The following is a 19,150-nucleotide window of genomic DNA, read 5'->3' as shown; positions in this document are numbered from 1 at the left end:
GGTTTGATAACGCTCCGGAGAAACAGGCTCACCGGGATGCAGCGTCACATGATCTTCAACGGCGAGGGAACTTGACGCTCGCTGGCCAATCTGCTTCATCACTTGACTTGGCGGCGGAGAAATTCCGCCGCCATGTTCATATTTTCCCAGAAGGACGTTCGGCTATGGCCCGTCAGGACTATCTCTTCACCTCCGAGTCCGTCTCGGAAGGTCATCCCGACAAGGTGTGCGACCGCATTTCCGATGCCGTCGTTGACGCTTACCTGCGTGAAATGCCCGAGGCACGCGTTGCCTGCGAGACCCTTGCAACCACGAACCGCATCGTGATTGCCGGTGAAACCCGTGGTCCTGCGACCATCACCAAGGATTACGTGGCCCATCTGGCGCGCCTGGCCGTCAAGGATATCGGCTACGCCCAGGAAGGCTTCCACTGGGAAAACTGCGACATCTCCGTGTACCTGCACGCCCAGTCCGCCCATATCGCCCAGGGCGTTGACGCCGACGACAACAAGGACGAAGGCGCAGGCGACCAGGGCATCATGTTCGGCTATGCCTGCCGCGAGACGCCGGAGCTGATGCCCGCGCCGATCTACTACTCCCACAAGATTCTCCGCCTGCTCGCCGAAGCCCGCAAGTCGGGCCGCGAGCCGGTGCTGGGGCCTGATGCCAAGAGCCAGGTGACCGTCCGCTACAAGGGCGGCGTTCCGGTTGGCGTCAGCTCCATCGTGCTGTCGACCCAGCATCTCGATGCCACGCTCACCTCGCGCGATGTGCGCACCATCGTCGAGCCCTACATCCGCAGCGCCCTGCCGGATGGCTGGATCGACGAGCAGACCGCATGGCACGTGAACCCGACCGGTGCCTTCGTCATCGGCGGTCCGGACGGCGACTGCGGCCTGACCGGCCGCAAGATCATCGTCGACACCTACGGCGGTGCAGCGCCCCATGGCGGCGGCGCCTTCTCCGGCAAGGACCCGACCAAGGTGGACCGTTCGGCCGCCTATGCCGCGCGCTACCTCGCCAAGAACGTCGTGGCCGCCGACCTTGCCGACCGCTGCACCATCCAGCTGTCCTACGCCATCGGCGTGTCCGAGCCGCTGTCGGTCTATGTCGACCTGCATGGCACCGGCCGCTGCGATGAAGCCAGACTCGAAAAGGGCCTGCGCGACATCATGAGCCTCACCCCGCGCGGCATCCGCCAGCACCTGAAGCTCAATGCCCCGATCTATGAGCGCACCGCCGCTTACGGCCACTTCGGCCGTGCGCCGGAAGCCGATGGCGGCTTCTCCTGGGAAGCCACCGATCTGGTGGGCGCGCTCAAGGGCTTTGCCGGCTGAGGCAGCCCGTCTTCATGAACCGGAGCGCCGGCTGCCCGATGGCGGCCGGCGTTTCCTATCCGGGGGCGCGTTTCCTGAAGCGCCCAGCCATTCGTTTGACCGCATGGACCCATGACTGATTTCTACGACGGTTCCTTCTATGGACGGCGCAAGGGCAAGCCGCTGACGCCGCGCCAGAGCACGCTGATGGAAACGGACATGCCGCGCCTGCGGCTGGATCCGTCCGTTCCCGCGCCTGCGGATCTTGCCAGCCTGTTTGAAGCGCCCGTGCGCGAAGTCTGGCTGGAAGTGGGCTTCGGCGGCGGCGAGCATCTGCTGCACCGGGCCCGCGAGAATCCGGACGTCGGCATCATCGGTATCGAACCTTTCAGCACCTCCATGGGCAAGGCGCTGGTCGAGGTGGTGGATGGCGGGCTGAAGAATGTCCGCCTTTATGACGACGATGCGGTGCAGATCCTTGACTGGCTGCCGGAGGCAAGCCTGTCTCTTGCCTACCAGCTCTATCCGGACCCCTGGCACAAGAAGCGCCACTGGAAGCGCCGGTTCATCAGCCCGAAGAACCTCGACCGCTACGCCCGCGCCCTGCGTCCGGGATCGCAATTCCGCTTTGCCAGCGACATCGACACCTATGTGGACTGGACCCTGCGCCACATCCGTGACCACGAAGCCTTTGAATGGACGGCCGAAACGGCTGATGACTGGCGCCAGCCCTGGGCCGGCTGGCCGGGCACCCGCTATGAGGCCAAGGCCCTCAGGGAAGGCCGCGTGCCGCGCTATCTCACCTTCCTGCGGCGCTGAGCCCGCAGAAGGAGCATCTGCCGGAAGGCGGCATCCGGGCTTTGCCCTTGCTTTTCCGGCAGACTTGCGTATAAAGGCGACATTCATCTTCTCTAGCGGCTCGATCGGAGCAGTATGAGAGTGGGCCCCGCGAAGGACCCGCTCTTTTTTGTTTAGGCCGGTCGTGATGCTGGCGGAATGGACGGCCGGAAGATCCCGGCGCCGGACCGCCCCCGGACAGGAGACATGCATTGAGTTTGCAAGAGCCCCGTATCGTCATCGAAGACGGCCTTGATGCCCGCGTTGCGGCCATTGTCGAGCCGGTGATCGCCGACCTTGGCTACCGGCTGGTGCGCGTGAAGATCAGCGCCGCAAACGGCTGCACCCTGCAGATCATGGCCGAGCGGCCCGACGGCACGATGACCGTGGATGACTGCGAAGAGATCAGCCGCGCCGTTTCGCCCGCCCTCGACGTGGACGATCCGATCAACCGCGCCTATCATCTGGAAGTCTCCTCGCCTGGCATCGACCGCCCGCTGGTGCGCGAGAGCGATTTCGTCCGCTGGTCCGGCCACGAGGCCAAGGTCGAAATGTCGGTGCCGCAGGATGGCCGCAAGCGTTTCCGCGGCGTCATCACCGGCGTTGAAGGCGGGGCTGCCGTGCTGCGTCTTTCCGACGCGCCGGAAGGCACGCCGAACCCGGTTCTGCTGCCGCTTGGCGAGATCGGCGAAGCCCGGCTGGTGCTGACCGACGACCTGATCCGCGCCGCGCTCAAGGCCGAAAAGGCTGCCCTTGCCGCCCGCGGCATCGATGCCGATGACCTTGACGACGAGGACACGGAATTCGAATACGAGCACGATAACGACGACGACGAAGATGATGACGGGGACGGCTCCGGCTCCTCCGGAGACCGGGCCAACTGAGGCCTGCCCCTTTTCAACGCTTTGAGACAAGCGCGCGGAGAACAGGCGCGCAAGAGGAGTGAACGAGAATGGCTATCAGCGCGAACCGGCTGGAACTGCTCCAGATCGCCGATGCGGTTGCCCGGGAAAAGACGATTGACCGGGGCATCGTGATCGCTGCCATGGAGGACGCCATCCAGAAGGCGGCCCGTTCCCGTTACGGCACCGAGACGGAAGTGCGCGCAGAGATCAATCCGAAGACCGGTGAGATCCGTCTGCAGCGCCTGCTCCAGGTGGTCGAGACGGTGGAGAATTTCTCCACCGAGATCGCGCTCGAGGATGCCAAGCAGCGCAACCCGGAAGCCACCATCGGCGACTATATCGCCGAGCCGCTGCCGCCGCTCGACTTCGGCCGCATTGCCGCCCAGTCCGCCAAGCAGGTGATCGTGCAGAAAGTGCGCGAGGCCGAGCGTGACCGTCAGTTCGACGAGTTCAAGGACCGTATCGGTGAAGTGGTCAACGGCACGGTCAAGCGCGCCGAATATGGCAACGTCATCGTCGACCTTGGCCGTGGTGAAGGCATCGTCCGCCGTGACGAGCTGATCCCGCGCGAGCTGTTCCGCACCGGTGACCGCATCCGTGCCTATATCTACGACGTGCGCCGCGAACAGCGCGGCCCGCAGATCTTCCTGTCGCGCACCCATCCGCAATTCATGGCGAAACTCTTTGCGCAGGAGGTCCCGGAGATCTATGATGGCGTCATCGAGATCAAGGCCGTGGCCCGTGACCCGGGTTCGCGTGCCAAGATCGCCGTCATTTCCAAGGACAGCTCCATCGACCCGGTCGGCGCCTGCGTCGGTATGCGCGGTTCGCGTGTTCAGGCCGTTGTGGGCGAGCTTCAGGGCGAGAAGATCGACATCATTCCGTGGAACCCGGATGAGGCGACCTTCATCGTCAACGCCCTGCAGCCGGCGGAAGTCGCCAAGGTCGTGGTGGACGAGGATGCCGAGCGCATCGAGGTCGTGGTGCCGGACGAGCAGCTGTCGCTGGCCATTGGCCGCCGCGGCCAGAACGTGCGCCTGGCTTCGCAGCTGACCGGCTGGGCCATCGACATCATGACCGAGCAGGAAGAAAGCGAGCGGCGCCAGAAGGAATTCCAGGAGCGCTCCACCCTGTTCATGGAATGCCTCAACGTGGACGAGATGGTTGGCCAGCTGCTGGCGACCGAAGGCTTCACGTCGGTTGAGGAAGTTGCCTATGTCGATCTCGAGGAAATCTCGATGATCGAAGGCTTCGATGATGACACCGCCGAGGAAATCCAGGCCCGTGCCCGTGATTACCTCGCCGAGCTGGAAGCCAAGCAGGACGAGGAGCGCCGCGCTCTGGGTGTTGCCGACGAGCTGCGCCAGATCGATGGCCTGACCACCGCGATGCTGGTTGCCCTGGGCAAGGAAGGCATCAAGACGATCGAGGATCTGGCGGGTTGCGCCGCCGATGATCTGGTGGGCTGGACCGAGCGCAAGGACGGCGAGACCAAGCGTTTCGACGGCGCCCTGTCGTCCTTCGCGGTGTCGCGCACCGATGCTGAGGGCATGGTCATGGCTGCACGCCTTGCGGCAGGCTGGATCACCGAGGAAGAGCTTGCGGCCCACATGGGCACCTTCGAGGAAGAGGCGGAAGACGGCGAAGAAGAAGACGCCGGCGAGACCGCCTGACGAAAAGGCTTCCGGGGCGGTTTCGCCGGGAAGCGCATCCGCAGGACGGGCAGGGGCACAGCGCCGGCGCCCGCCTTGCGGGATGAACGGGAACCAGAACCTGCCTGCGGCCTTGTGTGAGGCGCAGGCGGGCGGAAGGAATGGAGGCCCACCGGGTGCCGAGGAAGAACGAGCCGCTGGAACGGCAATGTGCGCTCTCGCGGGCGGTCTTGCCGGTTTCGGAGCTGATGCGCTTCGTTCTGGACCCGGAAGGTCAGGTCGTGCCGGACCTCAAGCGCCAGCTGCCAGGGCGCGGGGTCTGGGTCACGGCAAAGCGTGAGGCCGTCGAGACGGCCGTGAAAAAGCGTGTCTTTGCCAAGGCCTTCAAGGCAGAGGTGAAGGCGGAGCCCGGACTGGCGGATCTTATCGATACGCTGCTCGTCAAGGGCGCGCTGTCCGCACTGTCCCTGTGCCGCAAGGCCGGGGAACTGGTGACCGGGTTTTCCAAGGTCGAGGCCGCGTTGCGGCGCGATCCGGTGATCGCCCTCATTCATGCCTCGGATGCATCCGGGGACGGGATTCGAAAGCTCGCGGCAGCCGCTGCGAGCCAGACAGAGCTGGCAAGCGGCCGTCCGGTCGTCCGTTTGTTCGATTCGACTCAATTGGATTTGGCATTGGGTCGCACTAATGTGATACATGCTGCACTGCTCGCTGGCCGGGCGAGCGAAGGCTTCCTTGAACGTGTGCGTCAACTGGAGGCTTTCCGGGCAGGTTCCGTCACGTATGAACGCTGTGGCGCGGACAGTGCGGTAGCGCAGGACTGAAGGCAAATATGAACGATACGAAGAATCCAGGCGACAAGACGATCAACGTCGAGCGGAAGACCCTCGGCCTCAAGCGGGGCGGCGTCGAACAGGGAACTGTTCGCCAGAGCTTCTCCCATGGCCGGTCGAAGGCTGTCGTCGTGGAAAAGAAGAAACGCCGGGTGGTGGTTCCCGGCCAGGAAGGGCGCCCCGAGGGCGAGGCCCCGGCAGCAGCATCTGCGCCGGCCGAGCGTCCGCGTGAGGCAGCTCCTGCCCCCGCACAGGCCCAGTCCCCGGCGCCCCAGCGCCAGCAGCAGCCCCAGAATCAGAACCAGGGCGGCGACCGCAATCAGCAGCAGCGCCGTGGGCCGCAGCAGCAGAACCGCGGCCAGCAGCAGCGCCCCGGTGGCGGTGCCGTGCTCCGCTCCCTGACCCAGGAAGAGGCAGCCGCCCGTGCCGCCGCCCTCAAGCTTGCGCAGCAGCGCGAGATCGAGGAGCGCAAGCGCGCCGAAGAGGAAGCCATCCGCCGGGCCGAGGAAGAGGCGGTCCGCCGCGTTGAGGAAGAAGCCCGCCGCAAGGTCGAGGAAGAAGAGCGCGCACGCCGCGAGGCCGAAGAGGCCGAGCGCCGCGCAGCCGAGCCGGAAGTTCAGCCTGAGCCGGTGAAGCCGGCGGCTGCAGCGCCCGCTCCCGCTGCCCGTGCTGAAGCCCCTGCCGCGCGCAAGCCCGAAGCAACGGCTGCCCCCGAGCGTCCGCGCCCGGCCGTCGGCCGCACTGCCGAGGAAGAAACCGAGGAAGAGCGCAAGAACGGCCTCAGAACCGTCAAACGCCCGAAGGCTCCGGCAGCTCCGGTTGCCAAGCGCAGCACCGGCGATGACCGCCGCCGTTCCAAGCTGACCATTTCTGCCGCGACCGGCGGGTCGGACGAGCAGCGTTCGCGCTCGCTTGCCTCCCTGCGCCGCCGCCGTGAAAAGGAAAAGCGTGGCGGCATGCAGGCTGTGCGCGAGAAGATCTCGCGTGAAGTCATCCTGCCGGAAGTCATCACCATCCAGGAACTCGCCAACCGTATGGCCGAGCGTTCCGTGGACGTGATCAAGCTGCTGATGAAGCAGGGCCAGATGCTGAAGATCAACGACGTGATCGACGCAGACACGGCCGAACTGATCGCTTCCGAACTGGGCCACACGGTCAAGCGCGTCTCCGAAGCGGACGTGGAGGACGGCCTGTTCTCCGCAGCCGACGAGGAAGGCACGCTGATCTCGCGTCCGCCGGTCGTCACGATCATGGGTCACGTTGACCACGGCAAGACCTCGCTGCTGGATGCGATCCGCAATTCCAAGGTGGTGACGGGCGAAGCCGGTGGCATCACCCAGCACATCGGCGCCTATCAGGTCGAGAAGAATGGTCAGAAGATCACCTTCATCGATACGCCGGGCCACGCCGCCTTCACGCAGATGCGTGCCCGTGGCGCCAAGGCGACCGATATCGTCGTGCTGGTGGTGGCTGCCGATGACGGCGTCATGCCGCAGACCAAGGAAGCGATTTCGCATGCCAAGGCTGCCGGTGTTCCGATCATCGTTGCCATCAACAAGATCGACAAGCCGGCCGCTGACCCGAACCGCGTGCGCACCGAACTGCTCCATGACGAGATCGTCGTGGAATCCATGGGCGGTGACACCATCGACGTGGAAGTTTCGGCCAAGACCGGCCTGAACCTCGACCGCCTGCTGGAAATGATCCTGCTGCAGTCGGAAGTTCTGGAACTGCGCGCCAACCCGGAGCGCACCGCCGAAGGTCTCGTCATCGAAGCCCAGCTCGACAAGGGCCGTGGTCCGGTGGCAACCGTTCTGGTGCAGAAGGGCACCCTGCGCGTTGGTGACATTCTTGTCGCCGGCGGCGAGTGGGGCAAGGTCCGCGCCATGCTGGACGAGGACGGCAACCAGGTGAAGGAGGCAGGTCCCTCCAAGCCGGTCGAAATCCTCGGCTTCCAGGGCACGCCGGACGCCGGTGACCAGGTCGCCGTGGTCGAGAACGAGGCCCGTGCCCGCGAGATCGTGGACTACCGTCAGCGTCAGAAGCGCGAGAAGCTGTCCGTGCTGAAGGCCGGTTCGCGCGGCTCGCTGGAGCAGATGATGAGCCGCCTGCAGAGCGGCGGCCGCAAGGACTTCCCGCTGGTGGTCAAGGCGGACGTGCAGGGTTCGGCGGAAGCCATCGCCCATGCGCTGGAGAAGCTCGGCAACGACGAAGTCGGCGCCCGCATCCTCCTGTCCGGCGTTGGCGGCATCACCGAGAGCGACGTCACGCTGGCGACCGCCTCGAATGCCTCGATCATCGCGTTCAACGTGCGCGCCAACAAGCAGGCCCGTGAAGCGGCCGAGCGTGAAGGCATCGAGATCCGCTACTACAACATCATCTACGACCTCGTGGATGACGTGAAGGCGGCGATGTCCGGCATGCTGGCACCCGAGCGGCGCGAAACCTTCATCGGTTATGCCGAGATCCGCGAGATCTTCGACATCACCAAGGTGGGCAAGGTGGCAGGCTGCCTTGTCACGGAAGGTATCGTCGAGCGCGGCGCCGAAGTCCGTCTCATCCGCGACAACGTCGTGGTGCACGAAGGTAAGCTGGGCACGCTCAAGCGCTTCAAGGATGACGTCAAGTCTGTCGAATCCGGTCAGGAATGCGGCATGAACTTCGTCAACTTCCAGGACATGCGCGTCGGCGATGTCATCGAGTGCTTCCGCGTCGAGCAGATCGCCCGCACGCTGTAAGGCAAGCGCCAGGCCCGGCGGCATCCGCCGGGCATCGAGCCAGATGAAATGCTGGCAGGATTGCACGCCGGCGCGAGGAGCTTCCTTTGCGCCGGCGGTTTGTTTTCGCAGGGCACCGGCCGTCCCCGGTGGGCCTGTTTGAGTGGATGACCCAATGGCCAGAACATCAGGAGAGGGCGCCGGCATGCCCTCGCAGCGCCAGCTTCGCGTCGGCGAAATCGTGCGCAAGGAACTGTCGGAAATCCTTACCCGCGGCCAGCTGTCCGACCCGGACCTGGACGGGGTGATCATCACCATCCCGGAAGTGCGGATGACGCCGGATCTGCGTTTGGCCACCTGCCTGATCATGCCGCTGGGCGGCCAGAACGGCGACAAGGTGGTGAAGGCGCTGAACCGCAGCGCCAAGTACTTCCGCGGCCAGGTGTCCCGCCGCATGACCATGAAATTCATGCCGGACCTGCGCTTCATCCTCGATACCCGCTTTGATGACGACGACCGCATCGGCGCGCTGCTGCACACACCCGATGTGAAGCGCGACATTGCAGACGGCGATGACGGTGAAGAGCACGAGGATTGAACCGCGCCCTTGGGTCCATCCGGAATTTCAGGAAACAAACATGTCCCGTCCGCAGAAGCAGCGCCGCCCGCGCAACGCCATTGACGGCTGGCTGGTGCTCGACAAGCCCTATGGCCTGACCTCCAATGACGCCCTGTCGCGCCTGAAGCGCATCCTGCATCCGGAAAAGGTGGGCCATGCCGGCACGCTGGACCCGCGTGCCTCCGGCTGCCTGCCGATTGCCTTTGGCGAGGCGACCAAGACCGTGCCCATGGTGATGAACGGGCGCAAGATCTACCGCTTTGAAGTCACCTGGGGCGCGGAAACCAATACGGATGACACCGAGGGCGAAGTCATCGCCACCTCGGATGTGAGGCCGGATGCTGCCGCCATCGGCGCCGTGCTGCCCGAGTTTACAGGCACCATCTTGCAGGTGCCGCCGAAATTCTCGGCCATCAAGGTGGACGGCGAGCGCGCCTATGACCTTGCCCGCGACGGCGAGGACGTGGAGCTGGAAGCCCGGCCCATCGACGTGCACCGCCTGACGCTGGTGGACATGCCGGACGCGGACCGCGCCGTCTTCGAGGCAGAATGCGGCAAGGGCACCTATGTCCGGGCTCTGGCGCGCGATCTGGGCCGCCGCCTTGGCACCTGCGGCCATGTCACCGAGCTGCGCCGCCTGCTGGTCGGGCCTTTTGGCGAAGCCGACATGGTGACGCTGGAGGAGCTGAGCGAGGCAGCCGAAGAGGCGGAGGGCAATGTGGAGGCCCTGATGGACTTCCTGCTGCCCGTGCGCGAGGCGCTGGAGGACCTGCCGGAAGTGCCGGTCAGCAGCGACGATGCCGCCCGCATCCGTCAGGGCATGGCAGTGCTGCTGCGCGGGCGCAATGCGCCGCTGTCCTGCGATCTGGCCTTCGCCAGCCATGGCGGCACGCCGGTGGCGCTCGGCTTCATTGACAAGGGCCGGTTCCAGCCTTCGCGCATTCTTCACCTTTAGGAACGGCGGGGTGCGGCCTTTCAAGATTCTTCTGGAATTTGCAGGCCGTCTCCGTCATATTCCCGCGCAATCGGGCCAATGATGGCCCCGATCCCTTCTGCCCGACCTTTGCTGGACGACATCCCGGCCCTGGCTGAACGGCAGGAGCGGCACACGGCGGCCACGCGCCGCCAATATATAGCTGGCCCGGCCAGCTTCATCCCATGAAAGGACATACCGATGTCGATCACTGCAGAGCGCAAGGCGCAGCTCATCAAGGAATATGGCATCAAGGAAGGTGACACCGGTTCTCCGGAAGTGCAGGTCGCCGTTCTAACCGAACGGATCAACAACCTGACCGAACACTTCAAGGGACACGGCAAGGACAACCATTCCCGCCGTGGCCTGCTGAAGATGGTGGCCCTGCGCCGTTCCCTGCTCGACTACCTGAACCGCAAGGACGAAGGGCGTTACAAGACGCTGATCGGCCGCCTCGGGATCCGTCGCTAAGGATAACAAGGAAACGCGGTGGGTGGATTTGCCCGCCGCGTTTGCTTATAGGAAGTCTCATGACAGTCATGGGGCAGGATCGCCGGATGCTCTCCCGGAAGTGCCAAGGGGCACGGGAAGCGTCTTGCCGTCTTGCCCATGATCTGTCCCCGGTAACCGGCCCGTCCGGGGCCAGCCGGAAACCGCCCGCATGCCAAGGGGCTGCGGACGCATATGTAAGGACATTGCATGTTCAATATTCATCGTGTTGAAGTCGACTGGGCAGGCCGCCCGCTCGTGCTCGAGACCGGCAAGGTTGCCCGTCAGGCTGACGGCGCCGTGATGGCCACCTATGGCGAGACCAAGGTGCTGGCCACTGTCGTGTCCGCCAAGGAGCCGAAGCCCGGTCAGGACTTCTTCCCGCTCACCGTCAACTACCAGGAAAAGGCCTTCGCGGCCGGCAAGATCCCGGGTGGCTACTTCAAGCGTGAAGGCCGTCCGTCCGAGCACGAGACCCTGACCTCGCGCCTGATCGACCGCCCGATCCGCCCGCTCTTCGCCGACGGCTACAAGAACGACACCCAGGTGATCGTGACCGTCCTGTCGCATGACATGGAAAACGCCCCGGACATCCTCGCCATGGTCGCAGCCTCTGCTGCCCTGACCCTGTCGGGCGTTCCGTTCATGGGCCCGATCGGCGGCGCCCGCGTCGGCTACATCAATGGCGAATACGTGCTGAACCCGGCCGTTGACACCATGGCCGATTCGCTGCTCGACCTCGTCGTCGCCGGCACCAATGACGCCGTTCTGATGGTGGAATCCGAAGCCAAGGAACTGAACGAAGACATCATGCTCGGCGCCGTGATGTTCGGTCACCGCGGTTTCCAGACCGTGATCGACGCCATCATCAAGCTGGCCGAGACCGCAGCCAAGGAGCCGCGCGCTCTCAACCTGCCGGATCACTCCGAACTCTATGGCAAGATCAAGGGCATTGCTGCCGCCGATCTGACCGCCGCCTACAAGATCACCTCCAAGACCGAGCGCAAGAACGCCGTTGACGCGGCCAAGGCCAAGGTCGTGGAAGCCGTCATCACCAACGGCGGCGACGCAGCTCCGGCTGGCACCGTTGTCGGCGAGCTGTTCAAGAAGCTGGAAGCCGAGATCGTTCGCGGCGCCATCATCGAGACCGGCCACCGCATCGACGGCCGCGACCTGAAGACCGTCCGTCCGATCGTCTCGGAAGTCGGCATCCTGTCGCGTGCACACGGCTCGGCCCTGTTCACCCGCGGTGAAACCCAGGCCATGGTCGTTGCCACCCTCGGCACCGGCGAAGACGAGCAGTTCGTTGACGCGCTGGAAGGCACCTACAAGCAGCACTTCATGCTGCACTACAACTTCCCGCCCTATTCCGTGGGCGAGACGGGCCGCATGGGCTCGCCGGGCCGCCGTGAAATCGGCCATGGCAAGCTGGCATGGCGCGCCATCCACCCGATGCTGCCGAACCACCACGAGTTCCCCTACACCCTGCGCGTCGTCTCCGAGATCACCGAGTCCAACGGCTCGTCCTCGATGGCAACCGTCTGCGGCACCTCGCTGGCGCTGATGGATGCAGGCGTTCCGCTGAAGGCTCCGGTGGCCGGTATCGCCATGGGTCTCATCAAGGAAGGCGACAAGTTCGCTGTTCTGTCCGACATTCTCGGCGATGAAGACCACCTCGGCGACATGGACTTCAAGGTGGCCGGCACCTCCACGGGTGTCACCTCGCTGCAGATGGACATCAAGATCGACGGCATCACCGAAGAGATCATGAAGGTCGCTCTGGATCAGGCCCGCGATGGCCGCATCCACATCCTCGGCGAAATGTCCAACGCGATCACCGAAGCCCGTTCGGAACTCGGCGAACATGCGCCGCGCATCGAAGTGCTGAAGATCCCGGTCGACAAGATCCGTGAAGTCATCGGTTCGGGCGGCAAGGTCATCCGCGAGATCGTGGAAAAGACCGGCGCCAAGATCAACATCGAGGATGACGGCACCGTCAAGGTCGCCTCCTCCGACGGCAAGGCGATCAAGGCTGCGATCAACTGGATCAACTCCATCGCCGCTGAGCCGGAGATCGGCATGATCTACGAAGGCACGGTCGTGAAGTGCGTCGATTTCGGCGCCTTCGTGAACTTCTTCGGTGCCAAGGACGGCCTCGTCCACATCTCCCAGCTCGCCCCGCAGAAGGTCGCCAAGGTCACCGACGTGATCAAGGAAGGCGACAAGGTGTGGGTCAAGCTCATGGGCTTCGACGAGCGCGGCAAGGTCCGCCTGTCCATGAAGGTTGTCGATCAGGCAACCGGCAAGGAAATCGAGAAGGAAAAGGAAGCGGAATAATCCGCTTTCACATCCTGAAAGACATGGGACCCGGGCCGCAAGCCCGGGTCTTTTCTTTTGCCCGGCAGCGCCCGGCAGGTTTGATCTGCGCTGCCGCTGCGTCCCTTGCGGCCTGCGGCACCCTCGCGTCCCTCCCGCGTGTGCGGACAAGGCACCCCGGGCACGAATACACGTGGCCCGGGCACACAGCTTCACCGCCACAAACCCTTTCGCGCGCCCCTCCCGCCTGATATATCGGGCCGGAAACAAATTCAGGAACACACATGAGCCAGATGCGTCTTGTCGTCGTCGGGGCTGCCGGCCGGATGGGCCAGGCCCTTGTGCGCGCCATCACCGCCATGGAAGGCAGCGTGCTTGCTGCCGCCATCGAACGGGAAGGCTCACCGGCCCTCGGCAAAGATGCTGGCGAGCTCGCCGGTCTCGGGCCCCTCGGCGTCAGGATCACGGATGATCCGCTGACCGCCTTTGCGGCCGCCGAAGGCGTGCTGGATTTCACCGCTCCCAAGGCCAGCCTGCATTTTGCCGAACTCGCCGCCCAGGCGCGCATCGTGCATGTCATCGGCACCACCGGCTGGACGGATGAAGACCTGCCGAAGCTGGAGGCTGCCGCACGCCATGCCCGGCTCGTCAAGTCCGGCAACATGAGCCTTGGCGTCAACCTGCTGGCGGCGCTGGTGAAGAAGGCCGCTGCGGCCCTTGGCCCCGATTACGATCTGGAAATCGTCGAGATGCACCACCGCCACAAGGTGGATGCCCCCTCCGGCACTGCGCTGCTGCTGGGCGAGGCTGCAGCCGAAGGGCGCGGCATCGGCCTGGCGGAGCATTCGGTGCGGGTGCGCGACGGCCATACCGGCCCGCGTGAGGCCGGCACCATCGGCTTTGCCACCCTGCGCGGCGGCTCTGTCGTCGGCGACCACACCGTCATCCTCGCCGGTGAGGGGGAGCGGGTCGAGCTGACCCACAAGGCGGAAGACCGCCAGATCTTTGCCCGTGGTGCAGTCAGGGCGGCCCTGTGGGCGCGCGACCGCAAGCCGGGCCTCTACTCCATGGCCGACGTGCTCGGCCTCAACGACTGACAGACCTTCAGAAATTCAAGGAGATCGGTGCATGGAACGTCTCTTGGTGCTCGTCCGCCACGGCCAGAGCGAATGGAACCTCAAGAACCTCTTCACCGGCTGGAAGGACCCGGACCTGACCGAACAGGGCATCGGTGAAGCCAAGGCCGCCGGCGGCAAGCTGCGCGACATGAAGCTGAAGTTCGATGTCGCCTTCACCTCGGACCTGACCCGCGCGCAGCACACGCTGAAGCTCATCCTTGCCGAACTCGGCCAGGACGGTCTGGAGACGATCCGCGATCAGGCCCTGAACGAGCGCGACTACGGCGACATCACCGGCATGAACAAGGATGAAGCCCGCGAGAAATTCGGCGAGGAGCAGGTGCACATCTGGCGCCGCTCCTTCGACGTGCCCCCTCCGGGCGGCGAAAGCCTGAAGATGACCGCCGAGCGCGTGCTGCCCTATTACCGCGCCGAGATCCTGCCGCGCGTCATGGAAGGCACCCGCGTCATCGTTGCCGCCCACGGCAACTCCCTGCGCGCACTGATCATGGAACTGGAAAAGCTGACGCCGGAACAGATCCTCAAGCGTGAACTGGGCACCGGCGCACCGGTCGTCTACCGTCTGGATGAAGACGGCCAGGTGGTCAGCGTCGAGGATCTGGCAGACTGATCCTCAGAGCGGCGCCGGCCACTGGCCTGCCGCAGAGCACATCCGGAAAGGCGCTCCCGCAAGGGGCGCCTTTTTTGTTGGCACCGCCGCACAGCTGCAGCTTGACGGTTCGCCTTCCGGAAAATACTACTTCTGCGACGGTTTCTGGCAGTGAGAGCTGCCGGGATTAAAAGGGAACACGGTACGGACGACCCAATCAGGGGCCAAATCCGTGGCTGCCCCCGCAACTGTAAGCAGATGCCGGTCATTCTTGCGGCGCTTCCTTCGAGGCGCCGGGTCACTGCGCCAGTCCTCAACTGGTGCGGGAAGGCAAATGACCAGCCTGAAATCTGTGAGCCAGGAGACCTGCCGTCATGTGAAATCCAGATGCTTGAGCGGGGATGCTCAAGGAGGATCAAAATGACGGTATTTCTGCCTCAGGCCTTCGAGCCTGCAAGACGTTTTGCTGCCCTTTCCTCCGGGGGGCATGCGCTTCCCTGCCTTCCCGGTCCTGCGCTGGCTCCAGCCGCTTCAGCGGACTGCTGTCTGGTCCGCGCGGAGCTTGAGCATTTCAAGGCGTGATGCAACCGCATTGCGGCGCCTTGACATGACATCTGCCCAAAGGAAGGAAACCTCCCGTGCTTCTGCGCAATTTTGCTGCCGCCGCAGGCCTTGCTGCCTGCGCATCTTTCGCCCTGTCTGGTGCCGCTCACGCCGGAAAGACCCAGTATCCGCTGACGCTGGAGAACTGCGGCAAGGAACTGACCTTCACCAGGGCACCGGAGCGGACCGTCTCCGTGGGCCAGAGCACCACCGAGATTCTCTATCTGCTGGGACAGGCGGACAAGATCACCGGGACAGCCCTTTGGATCGGCCCCGTTATTGAGGGCTATGAGGAGGTCAACGCCACGGTGCCGCGCCTTGCAGACAATGCGCCCAGCTTTGAAAGTGTGACGGGGGCCCGGCCGGAGCTGGTGACCACCCAGTTTCAGTGGCAGATCGGCCCGCAGGGCGTCGTTGCCACTGTGGAACAGTTCGAGGAACTGGGGATCGCCGTCTACACCTCTCCGGCCGACTGCACCGGCAAGGACAATTCTGCCGGGGATGACGGGCTGCGCAAGGCCAGCTTCTCCATGGACCTGATCTACCGGGAGATCGACGACCTCGCCCGCATCTTCGATGTCGAGGACAGGGGCGCTGCCCTGATCGCAGAGCTGAAGGAGCGGGAGGAGGCCGCACGCCGGAAGATCGGGGCCGTCAACGGCGAAGTCTCGGCCGTCTTCTGGTTCTCGAGTGCCGATCTGGCAATCGACCCTTACGTGGCGGGTCAGAAGGGCGCACCCGGCTACATGACCGCGAGCCTTGGCCTGAAGAATGTGATCGAGAGCGACGAAGAGTGGCCGACCGTAGGCTGGGAGACGATTGCCCGGTCCAACCCCACGGTGATCGTCGCCGGCAAGATGGACCGCCGCCGGTTCCCCGCCGATGACGTGGAGCTGAAGCAGAAGTTCCTCAAGGAGGATCCGGTCACCAGTCTGATGCCTGCGGTCAAGGAAGGCCGAATCATCGTCATGGATGCACAGGCCATGAACCCGACGATCCGCACCATCGAAGGCATGGAAGTGCTGGCCGATGCGCTGGCCGGTTTCGGTCTCGCCAAGTGATGACGCTTCCTTTCCACGCAGGAAAATGGGGAGGCGGTGCGCTTGGCACCGTCTCTCTCATTGCAGCTCTTGCCGCCGGGGCTGCCATTGGCGAGACCTCCATCCCGGTTGATACCGTCTTCCAGACGGCCGCCAACCGGCTCTGGGCAGCCGGTTATGTCCTTGACCCGATCGACGAAGGGGTGATCTGGAACTACCGGGTTGCCCGTGCCGTTGCTGCTGCGGCCTGCGGCGCATCTCTGGCCTTGTGCGGGGCAATCCTCCAGTCGCTGCTGCGCAATGCCCTGGCCGACCCCTATATCCTGGGCATCTCGGCGGGAGCCTCCACTGGCGCGGTCAGTGTTGCCATTCTCGGGCTCGGGGGCGGGCTGCTGTCCCTTCCCCTCGGGGCCTTTGCCGGTGCGCTCACGGCCTTCGGCCTGGTCAGCCTGCTGGCCGTCCTCGCCGGACGCAGCAGTGCCGCCGTGATTCTGGCGGGTATCGCCTGTTCGCAGCTTTTCAACGCGGTCACTTCCTTCATCGTCACCAAGTCGGCGACGGCCGATCAGGCACGCGGCATCATGTTCTGGCTGCTCGGCAATCTGTCGGGCGTGCGCTGGCCGGATGCCGGGCTGGCCGTACCGGTGGCCCTGGCCGGTTTCCTCGTCTGCCTGCTGCATGCAAGGCATCTGGACGCCTTTGCCTTCGGAACCAACGCCGCCGCATCTGCCGGGGTTCCGGTGCGCCGGGTTTATATGATCCTGATCGCCACGGCGGCCATCATGACCGCCGTCATGGTCAGCATAGCCGGGTCGATCGGCTTCGTCGGACTGGTCATTCCCCATGCCGCCCGGCTGCTGGTTGGCGTCCGGCATGGGCTGCTGCTGCCGGTTTCAGCTTGGCTCGGTGCGGTGTTCATGATCTTTGCCGACATTCTGTCGCGGATCCTGATCCCCGGACAGGTGCTGCCCATCGGCGTGATGACCGCCCTTGCCGGTGCCCCTGCCTTTGCCCTTCTCCTGATCCACAGGCCAGTGACACGATGATGCTGACAGCTCATGACCTGACATGGCGCGCGCAAGGCCGCCTCATCAACGACAAGGTCAGCCTTGATCTCGCAGAAGGCGAGTTTCTGGGCATTGCCGGACCCAACGGCTCAGGGAAGTCGACCCTTCTGTCCATGCTCTCCGGGCTGCGCAGGCCCGCATCCGGACATGTGACCGTCATGGGCACGCCCATGACGGATCTGTCCCGGCGTGACATTGCACGCCGGATTGCCGTGGTCGAGCAGCATGCGGAGACCAGCGAGCGGCTGACCGCGCGCCAGGTCGTGGAGCTTGGCCGCACCCCGCATCTCAGCATTCTGCGGCAATGGTCCAGCGAGGACGATGCCATCGTCTCGGGCGCCATCGCGGCGGCCGGCATGCAGGAGTTCGAGACACGGGAATGGCTAACCCTCTCCGGCGGGGAAAAGCAGCGGCTGCAGATCGCCCGTGCCCTGGCACAGCAGCCGGCGATCCTCATCCTGGATGAACCCACCAATCACCTCGACATCGAGCATCAGATCGGCCTGCTGGACCTTGTCAGCTCGCAGGGGCTCAGCGTCATTGCCGCGCTGCATGACCTCAATCACGCGGCCATGTTCTGCGACCGGCTGATCGTGATGGACGCTGGCCGGATCGCTGCGCAGGGCCGTCCCGGCAGCATTCTCACCCCAGATCTTCTGGCCAGGGTCTTCAAGGTCGAGGCCACGGTGGAAACGGGACCGGAGGGCGAGTGCCATATCCGGTATGCCCGGCCATCCAGCCGCCGCAGCAAACACCCGCTTCAAGGAGCAGCAGCATGATGATGCGCAGCCTCGCCCGCACCCTTTTCCTCAGCTTTGTTTCTGCCCAGTCCCTGCTCATGGCAAGCACCGCTGCAACCCGAGCCGGGACTGTCGACGTCCAGATGCTGAACCGGGGCGCCCATGGCACCATGGTGTTCGAGCCCGATTTCGTGCAGATCGCGCCGGGCGATACGGTGACCTTCCGGGTTGGCCACAAGAGCCACAATGCCGCTTCTATCGCCACAATGGTGCCCGAGGGCTTCGCCGGTTTCACCGGCAAGATCAACGAGGAGATTTCCATCACCTTTGATCGACCGGGACTCTATGGCATCAAATGCTCACCGCACTATACCATGGGTATGGTCATGGTGATTCGGGTCGGCGATGCCGCCCGGCCTGCGGGTTTTCCCGACGCAAGCGTTCCCCCTGCCTCTCTCAAGCGCTTCGAAGAGATTTTGGCCCGCTCCGGCCTCTGAGCCAGATAACTACATCTTGTGGGTATCCTGCGTCAGCTCACATAGGGATTGATAAAAATCGAATCTCCGCTATGTTGAGTCCTGTTCAGGGTTCTCCGGCGGAAACGCCGATGAGCTAAGACGGGAACAGGGTGAAACCGGCGGAAATCCGGCAATTCCCAGGCTGCCCCCGCAACTGTGAACGGTGAGCGTTCGTCCCATTCTGCCACTTGGCCGCAAGGCCTGGGAAGGCGGGGCGGCGTGATGACCCGTGAGCCAGGAGACCTGCCTTGAGCGTAACGTCCACCGGCGGGGTGCCGGAGGGGTGTGGTCAGTTCATGTCCGGCTCTGCCGGGCTGTCCGCTCCCTCTGGCCAGCGCCATCTGCTTCGGCAGCAGTGCTTCGGGGTGCAGGCATGATCAAGAGAGCCGTTTTCGAGTTTCCGCCGGGGTAGTCACCTGCGGCCCGTTTTCTCCCGCTCCACCGGATTGGTCCGGATGCCGCAGCGTGGGAATTGTCCTTGAGTTTTTATCTGATGCCGGCTGCGCAGATGCGTGGCCGAACCCTTTGTCACGTCCGTCATATGAGGATCGACCGATGACCGTCACCGTCTACAGCAAGCCCGCCTGCGTTCAGTGCAATGCCACCACCCGCGCCCTGGAGCGCAAGGGCATCGACTACACGCTGGTGGACATTTCCGAAGACACGGCGGCCTATGACTACGTGACCGGCCTTGGCTACCGTCAGGTGCCGGTGGTTGTCGCCGGTGAAAACCACTGGGCCGGTTTCCGCCCGGACCTGATCGGCGGCCTCGGCTGAACCCCTGAAGGGCGCGTGCA

17 protein-coding genes and 2 riboswitches are annotated in these 19,150 nt (G+C 64.4%); all 17 genes read left to right on the top strand.

Going from position 1 to position 19,150, the window contains the following annotated elements; translation table 11 throughout:
* Positions 1–164 precede the first annotated feature (164 nt).
* The 17 genes from metK to nrdH all read left to right on the top strand — a co-directional run bounded on the left by metK (position 165) and on the right by nrdH (position 19,130).
* On the top strand, positions 165–1,337 hold the full coding sequence (metK, locus tag IF10I1_RS20070) for a methionine adenosyltransferase (protein WP_186391536.1): 1,173 nt from the start codon (positions 165–167) through the stop codon (positions 1,335–1,337).
* A 111-nt stretch (positions 1,338–1,448) separates the two neighbouring features.
* Complete coding sequence (gene trmB, locus IF10I1_RS20065) at positions 1,449–2,135, top strand: tRNA (guanosine(46)-N7)-methyltransferase TrmB (protein ID WP_094462741.1); 687 nt, start codon at positions 1,449–1,451, stop codon at positions 2,133–2,135.
* Between the two features lie 230 nt (positions 2,136–2,365).
* Positions 2,366–3,037, top strand: a complete 672-nt coding sequence (gene rimP / locus IF10I1_RS20060) for a ribosome maturation factor RimP (protein ID WP_082205983.1) — start codon at positions 2,366–2,368, stop codon at positions 3,035–3,037.
* 68 nt (positions 3,038–3,105) lie between these two features.
* Entirely contained in the window at positions 3,106–4,731 is a 1,626-nt protein-coding gene (gene nusA, locus IF10I1_RS20055) for a transcription termination factor NusA (RefSeq protein ID WP_058898246.1), read from the top strand.
* A 140-nt stretch (positions 4,732–4,871) separates the two neighbouring features.
* The gene (locus IF10I1_RS20050; protein ID WP_082205984.1) at positions 4,872–5,534 is read left to right on the top strand and encodes an RNA-binding protein; all 663 of its coding nucleotides are present in this window, start codon (positions 4,872–4,874) and stop codon (positions 5,532–5,534) included.
* 8 nt (positions 5,535–5,542) lie between these two features.
* Positions 5,543–8,281 carry a translation initiation factor IF-2 gene (infB, locus tag IF10I1_RS20045; RefSeq protein WP_186391535.1) on the top strand — a complete coding sequence of 913 codons (2,739 nt, stop codon included), beginning with the start codon at positions 5,543–5,545 and terminating at the stop codon, positions 8,279–8,281.
* Between the two features lie 154 nt (positions 8,282–8,435).
* Complete coding sequence (rbfA, locus tag IF10I1_RS20040; protein ID WP_050473476.1) at positions 8,436–8,858, top strand: 30S ribosome-binding factor RbfA; 423 nt, start codon at positions 8,436–8,438, stop codon at positions 8,856–8,858.
* Between the two features lie 40 nt (positions 8,859–8,898).
* The gene (gene truB, locus IF10I1_RS20035) at positions 8,899–9,834 is read left to right on the top strand and encodes a tRNA pseudouridine(55) synthase TruB (protein WP_050473477.1); all 936 of its coding nucleotides are present in this window, start codon (positions 8,899–8,901) and stop codon (positions 9,832–9,834) included.
* Positions 9,835–10,053: 219 nt separating this feature from the next.
* Positions 10,054–10,323, top strand: a complete 270-nt coding sequence (gene rpsO, locus IF10I1_RS20030; protein WP_050473478.1) for a 30S ribosomal protein S15 — start codon at positions 10,054–10,056, stop codon at positions 10,321–10,323.
* Positions 10,324–10,551: 228 nt separating this feature from the next.
* A complete protein-coding gene (gene pnp / locus IF10I1_RS20025; protein ID WP_186391534.1) occupies positions 10,552–12,678 on the top strand; it encodes a polyribonucleotide nucleotidyltransferase in 2,127 nt (708 codons plus the stop codon).
* Positions 12,679–12,950: 272 nt separating this feature from the next.
* Positions 12,951–13,754: a 4-hydroxy-tetrahydrodipicolinate reductase gene (gene dapB, locus IF10I1_RS20020; RefSeq protein ID WP_026355534.1), complete on the top strand. Its 804-nt coding sequence runs from the start codon at positions 12,951–12,953 to the stop codon at positions 13,752–13,754.
* Between the two features lie 31 nt (positions 13,755–13,785).
* Positions 13,786–14,406, top strand: coding sequence for a 2,3-bisphosphoglycerate-dependent phosphoglycerate mutase (locus tag IF10I1_RS20015; protein WP_019963794.1), 621 nt, complete (start codon positions 13,786–13,788; stop codon positions 14,404–14,406).
* Positions 14,407–14,527: 121 nt separating this feature from the next.
* A riboswitch (cobalamin riboswitch) is annotated at positions 14,528–14,774 on the top strand.
* 249 nt (positions 14,775–15,023) lie between these two features.
* Positions 15,024–16,049, top strand: a complete 1,026-nt coding sequence (locus IF10I1_RS20010) for an ABC transporter substrate-binding protein (protein WP_186391533.1) — start codon at positions 15,024–15,026, stop codon at positions 16,047–16,049.
* Complete coding sequence (locus tag IF10I1_RS20005) at positions 16,049–17,074, top strand: iron ABC transporter permease (RefSeq protein ID WP_186424626.1); 1,026 nt, start codon at positions 16,049–16,051, stop codon at positions 17,072–17,074. Before IF10I1_RS20010 ends, IF10I1_RS20005 begins: the two co-directional genes overlap by 1 nt.
* Positions 17,071–17,874 carry an ABC transporter ATP-binding protein gene (locus IF10I1_RS20000; protein WP_186424625.1) on the top strand — a complete coding sequence of 268 codons (804 nt, stop codon included), beginning with the start codon at positions 17,071–17,073 and terminating at the stop codon, positions 17,872–17,874. Before IF10I1_RS20005 ends, IF10I1_RS20000 begins: the two co-directional genes overlap by 4 nt.
* A complete protein-coding gene (locus IF10I1_RS19995; RefSeq protein ID WP_186424624.1) occupies positions 17,871–18,332 on the top strand; it encodes a pseudoazurin in 462 nt (153 codons plus the stop codon). Before IF10I1_RS20000 ends, IF10I1_RS19995 begins: the two co-directional genes overlap by 4 nt.
* A 71-nt stretch (positions 18,333–18,403) precedes the next feature.
* A riboswitch (cobalamin riboswitch) is annotated at positions 18,404–18,619 on the top strand.
* Between the two features lie 289 nt (positions 18,620–18,908).
* A complete protein-coding gene (gene nrdH, locus IF10I1_RS19990; RefSeq protein WP_019963799.1) occupies positions 18,909–19,130 on the top strand; it encodes a glutaredoxin-like protein NrdH in 222 nt (73 codons plus the stop codon).
* Positions 19,131–19,150: the final 20 nt, after the last annotated feature.

Source organism: Pannonibacter sp. I15F10I1, assembly GCF_900185665.1.
In the GTDB taxonomy this organism is placed as follows: domain Bacteria; phylum Pseudomonadota; class Alphaproteobacteria; order Rhizobiales; family Stappiaceae; genus Pannonibacter; species Pannonibacter indicus.
Note: the sequence above shows the minus strand (reverse complement) of the source record. Positions and strands in the feature narration are given on the sequence as shown.

Bases quoted from the DNA above. Each gene is read 5' to 3' on its own strand.
- metK (WP_186391536.1), top strand. From the start codon at position 165: ATGGCCCGTCAGGACTATCTCTTCACCTCCGAGTCCGTCTCGGAAGGT.
- trmB (WP_094462741.1), top strand. From the start codon at position 1,449: ATGACTGATTTCTACGACGGTTCCTTCTATGGACGGCGCAAGGGCAAG.
- nusA (WP_058898246.1), top strand. From the start codon at position 3,106: ATGGCTATCAGCGCGAACCGGCTGGAACTGCTCCAGATCGCCGATGCG.
- IF10I1_RS20050 (WP_082205984.1), top strand. From the start codon at position 4,872: ATGGAGGCCCACCGGGTGCCGAGGAAGAACGAGCCGCTGGAACGGCAA.
- infB (WP_186391535.1), top strand. From the start codon at position 5,543: ATGAACGATACGAAGAATCCAGGCGACAAGACGATCAACGTCGAGCGG.
- rbfA (WP_050473476.1), top strand. From the start codon at position 8,436: ATGGCCAGAACATCAGGAGAGGGCGCCGGCATGCCCTCGCAGCGCCAG.
- truB (WP_050473477.1), top strand. From the start codon at position 8,899: ATGTCCCGTCCGCAGAAGCAGCGCCGCCCGCGCAACGCCATTGACGGC.
- rpsO (WP_050473478.1), top strand. From the start codon at position 10,054: ATGTCGATCACTGCAGAGCGCAAGGCGCAGCTCATCAAGGAATATGGC.
- pnp (WP_186391534.1), top strand. From the start codon at position 10,552: ATGTTCAATATTCATCGTGTTGAAGTCGACTGGGCAGGCCGCCCGCTC.
- dapB (WP_026355534.1), top strand. From the start codon at position 12,951: ATGCGTCTTGTCGTCGTCGGGGCTGCCGGCCGGATGGGCCAGGCCCTT.
- IF10I1_RS20015 (WP_019963794.1), top strand. From the start codon at position 13,786: ATGGAACGTCTCTTGGTGCTCGTCCGCCACGGCCAGAGCGAATGGAAC.
- IF10I1_RS20005 (WP_186424626.1), top strand. From the start codon at position 16,049: ATGACGCTTCCTTTCCACGCAGGAAAATGGGGAGGCGGTGCGCTTGGC.
- IF10I1_RS20000 (WP_186424625.1), top strand. From the start codon at position 17,071: ATGATGCTGACAGCTCATGACCTGACATGGCGCGCGCAAGGCCGCCTC.
- IF10I1_RS19995 (WP_186424624.1), top strand. From the start codon at position 17,871: ATGATGATGCGCAGCCTCGCCCGCACCCTTTTCCTCAGCTTTGTTTCT.
- nrdH (WP_019963799.1), top strand. From the start codon at position 18,909: ATGACCGTCACCGTCTACAGCAAGCCCGCCTGCGTTCAGTGCAATGCC.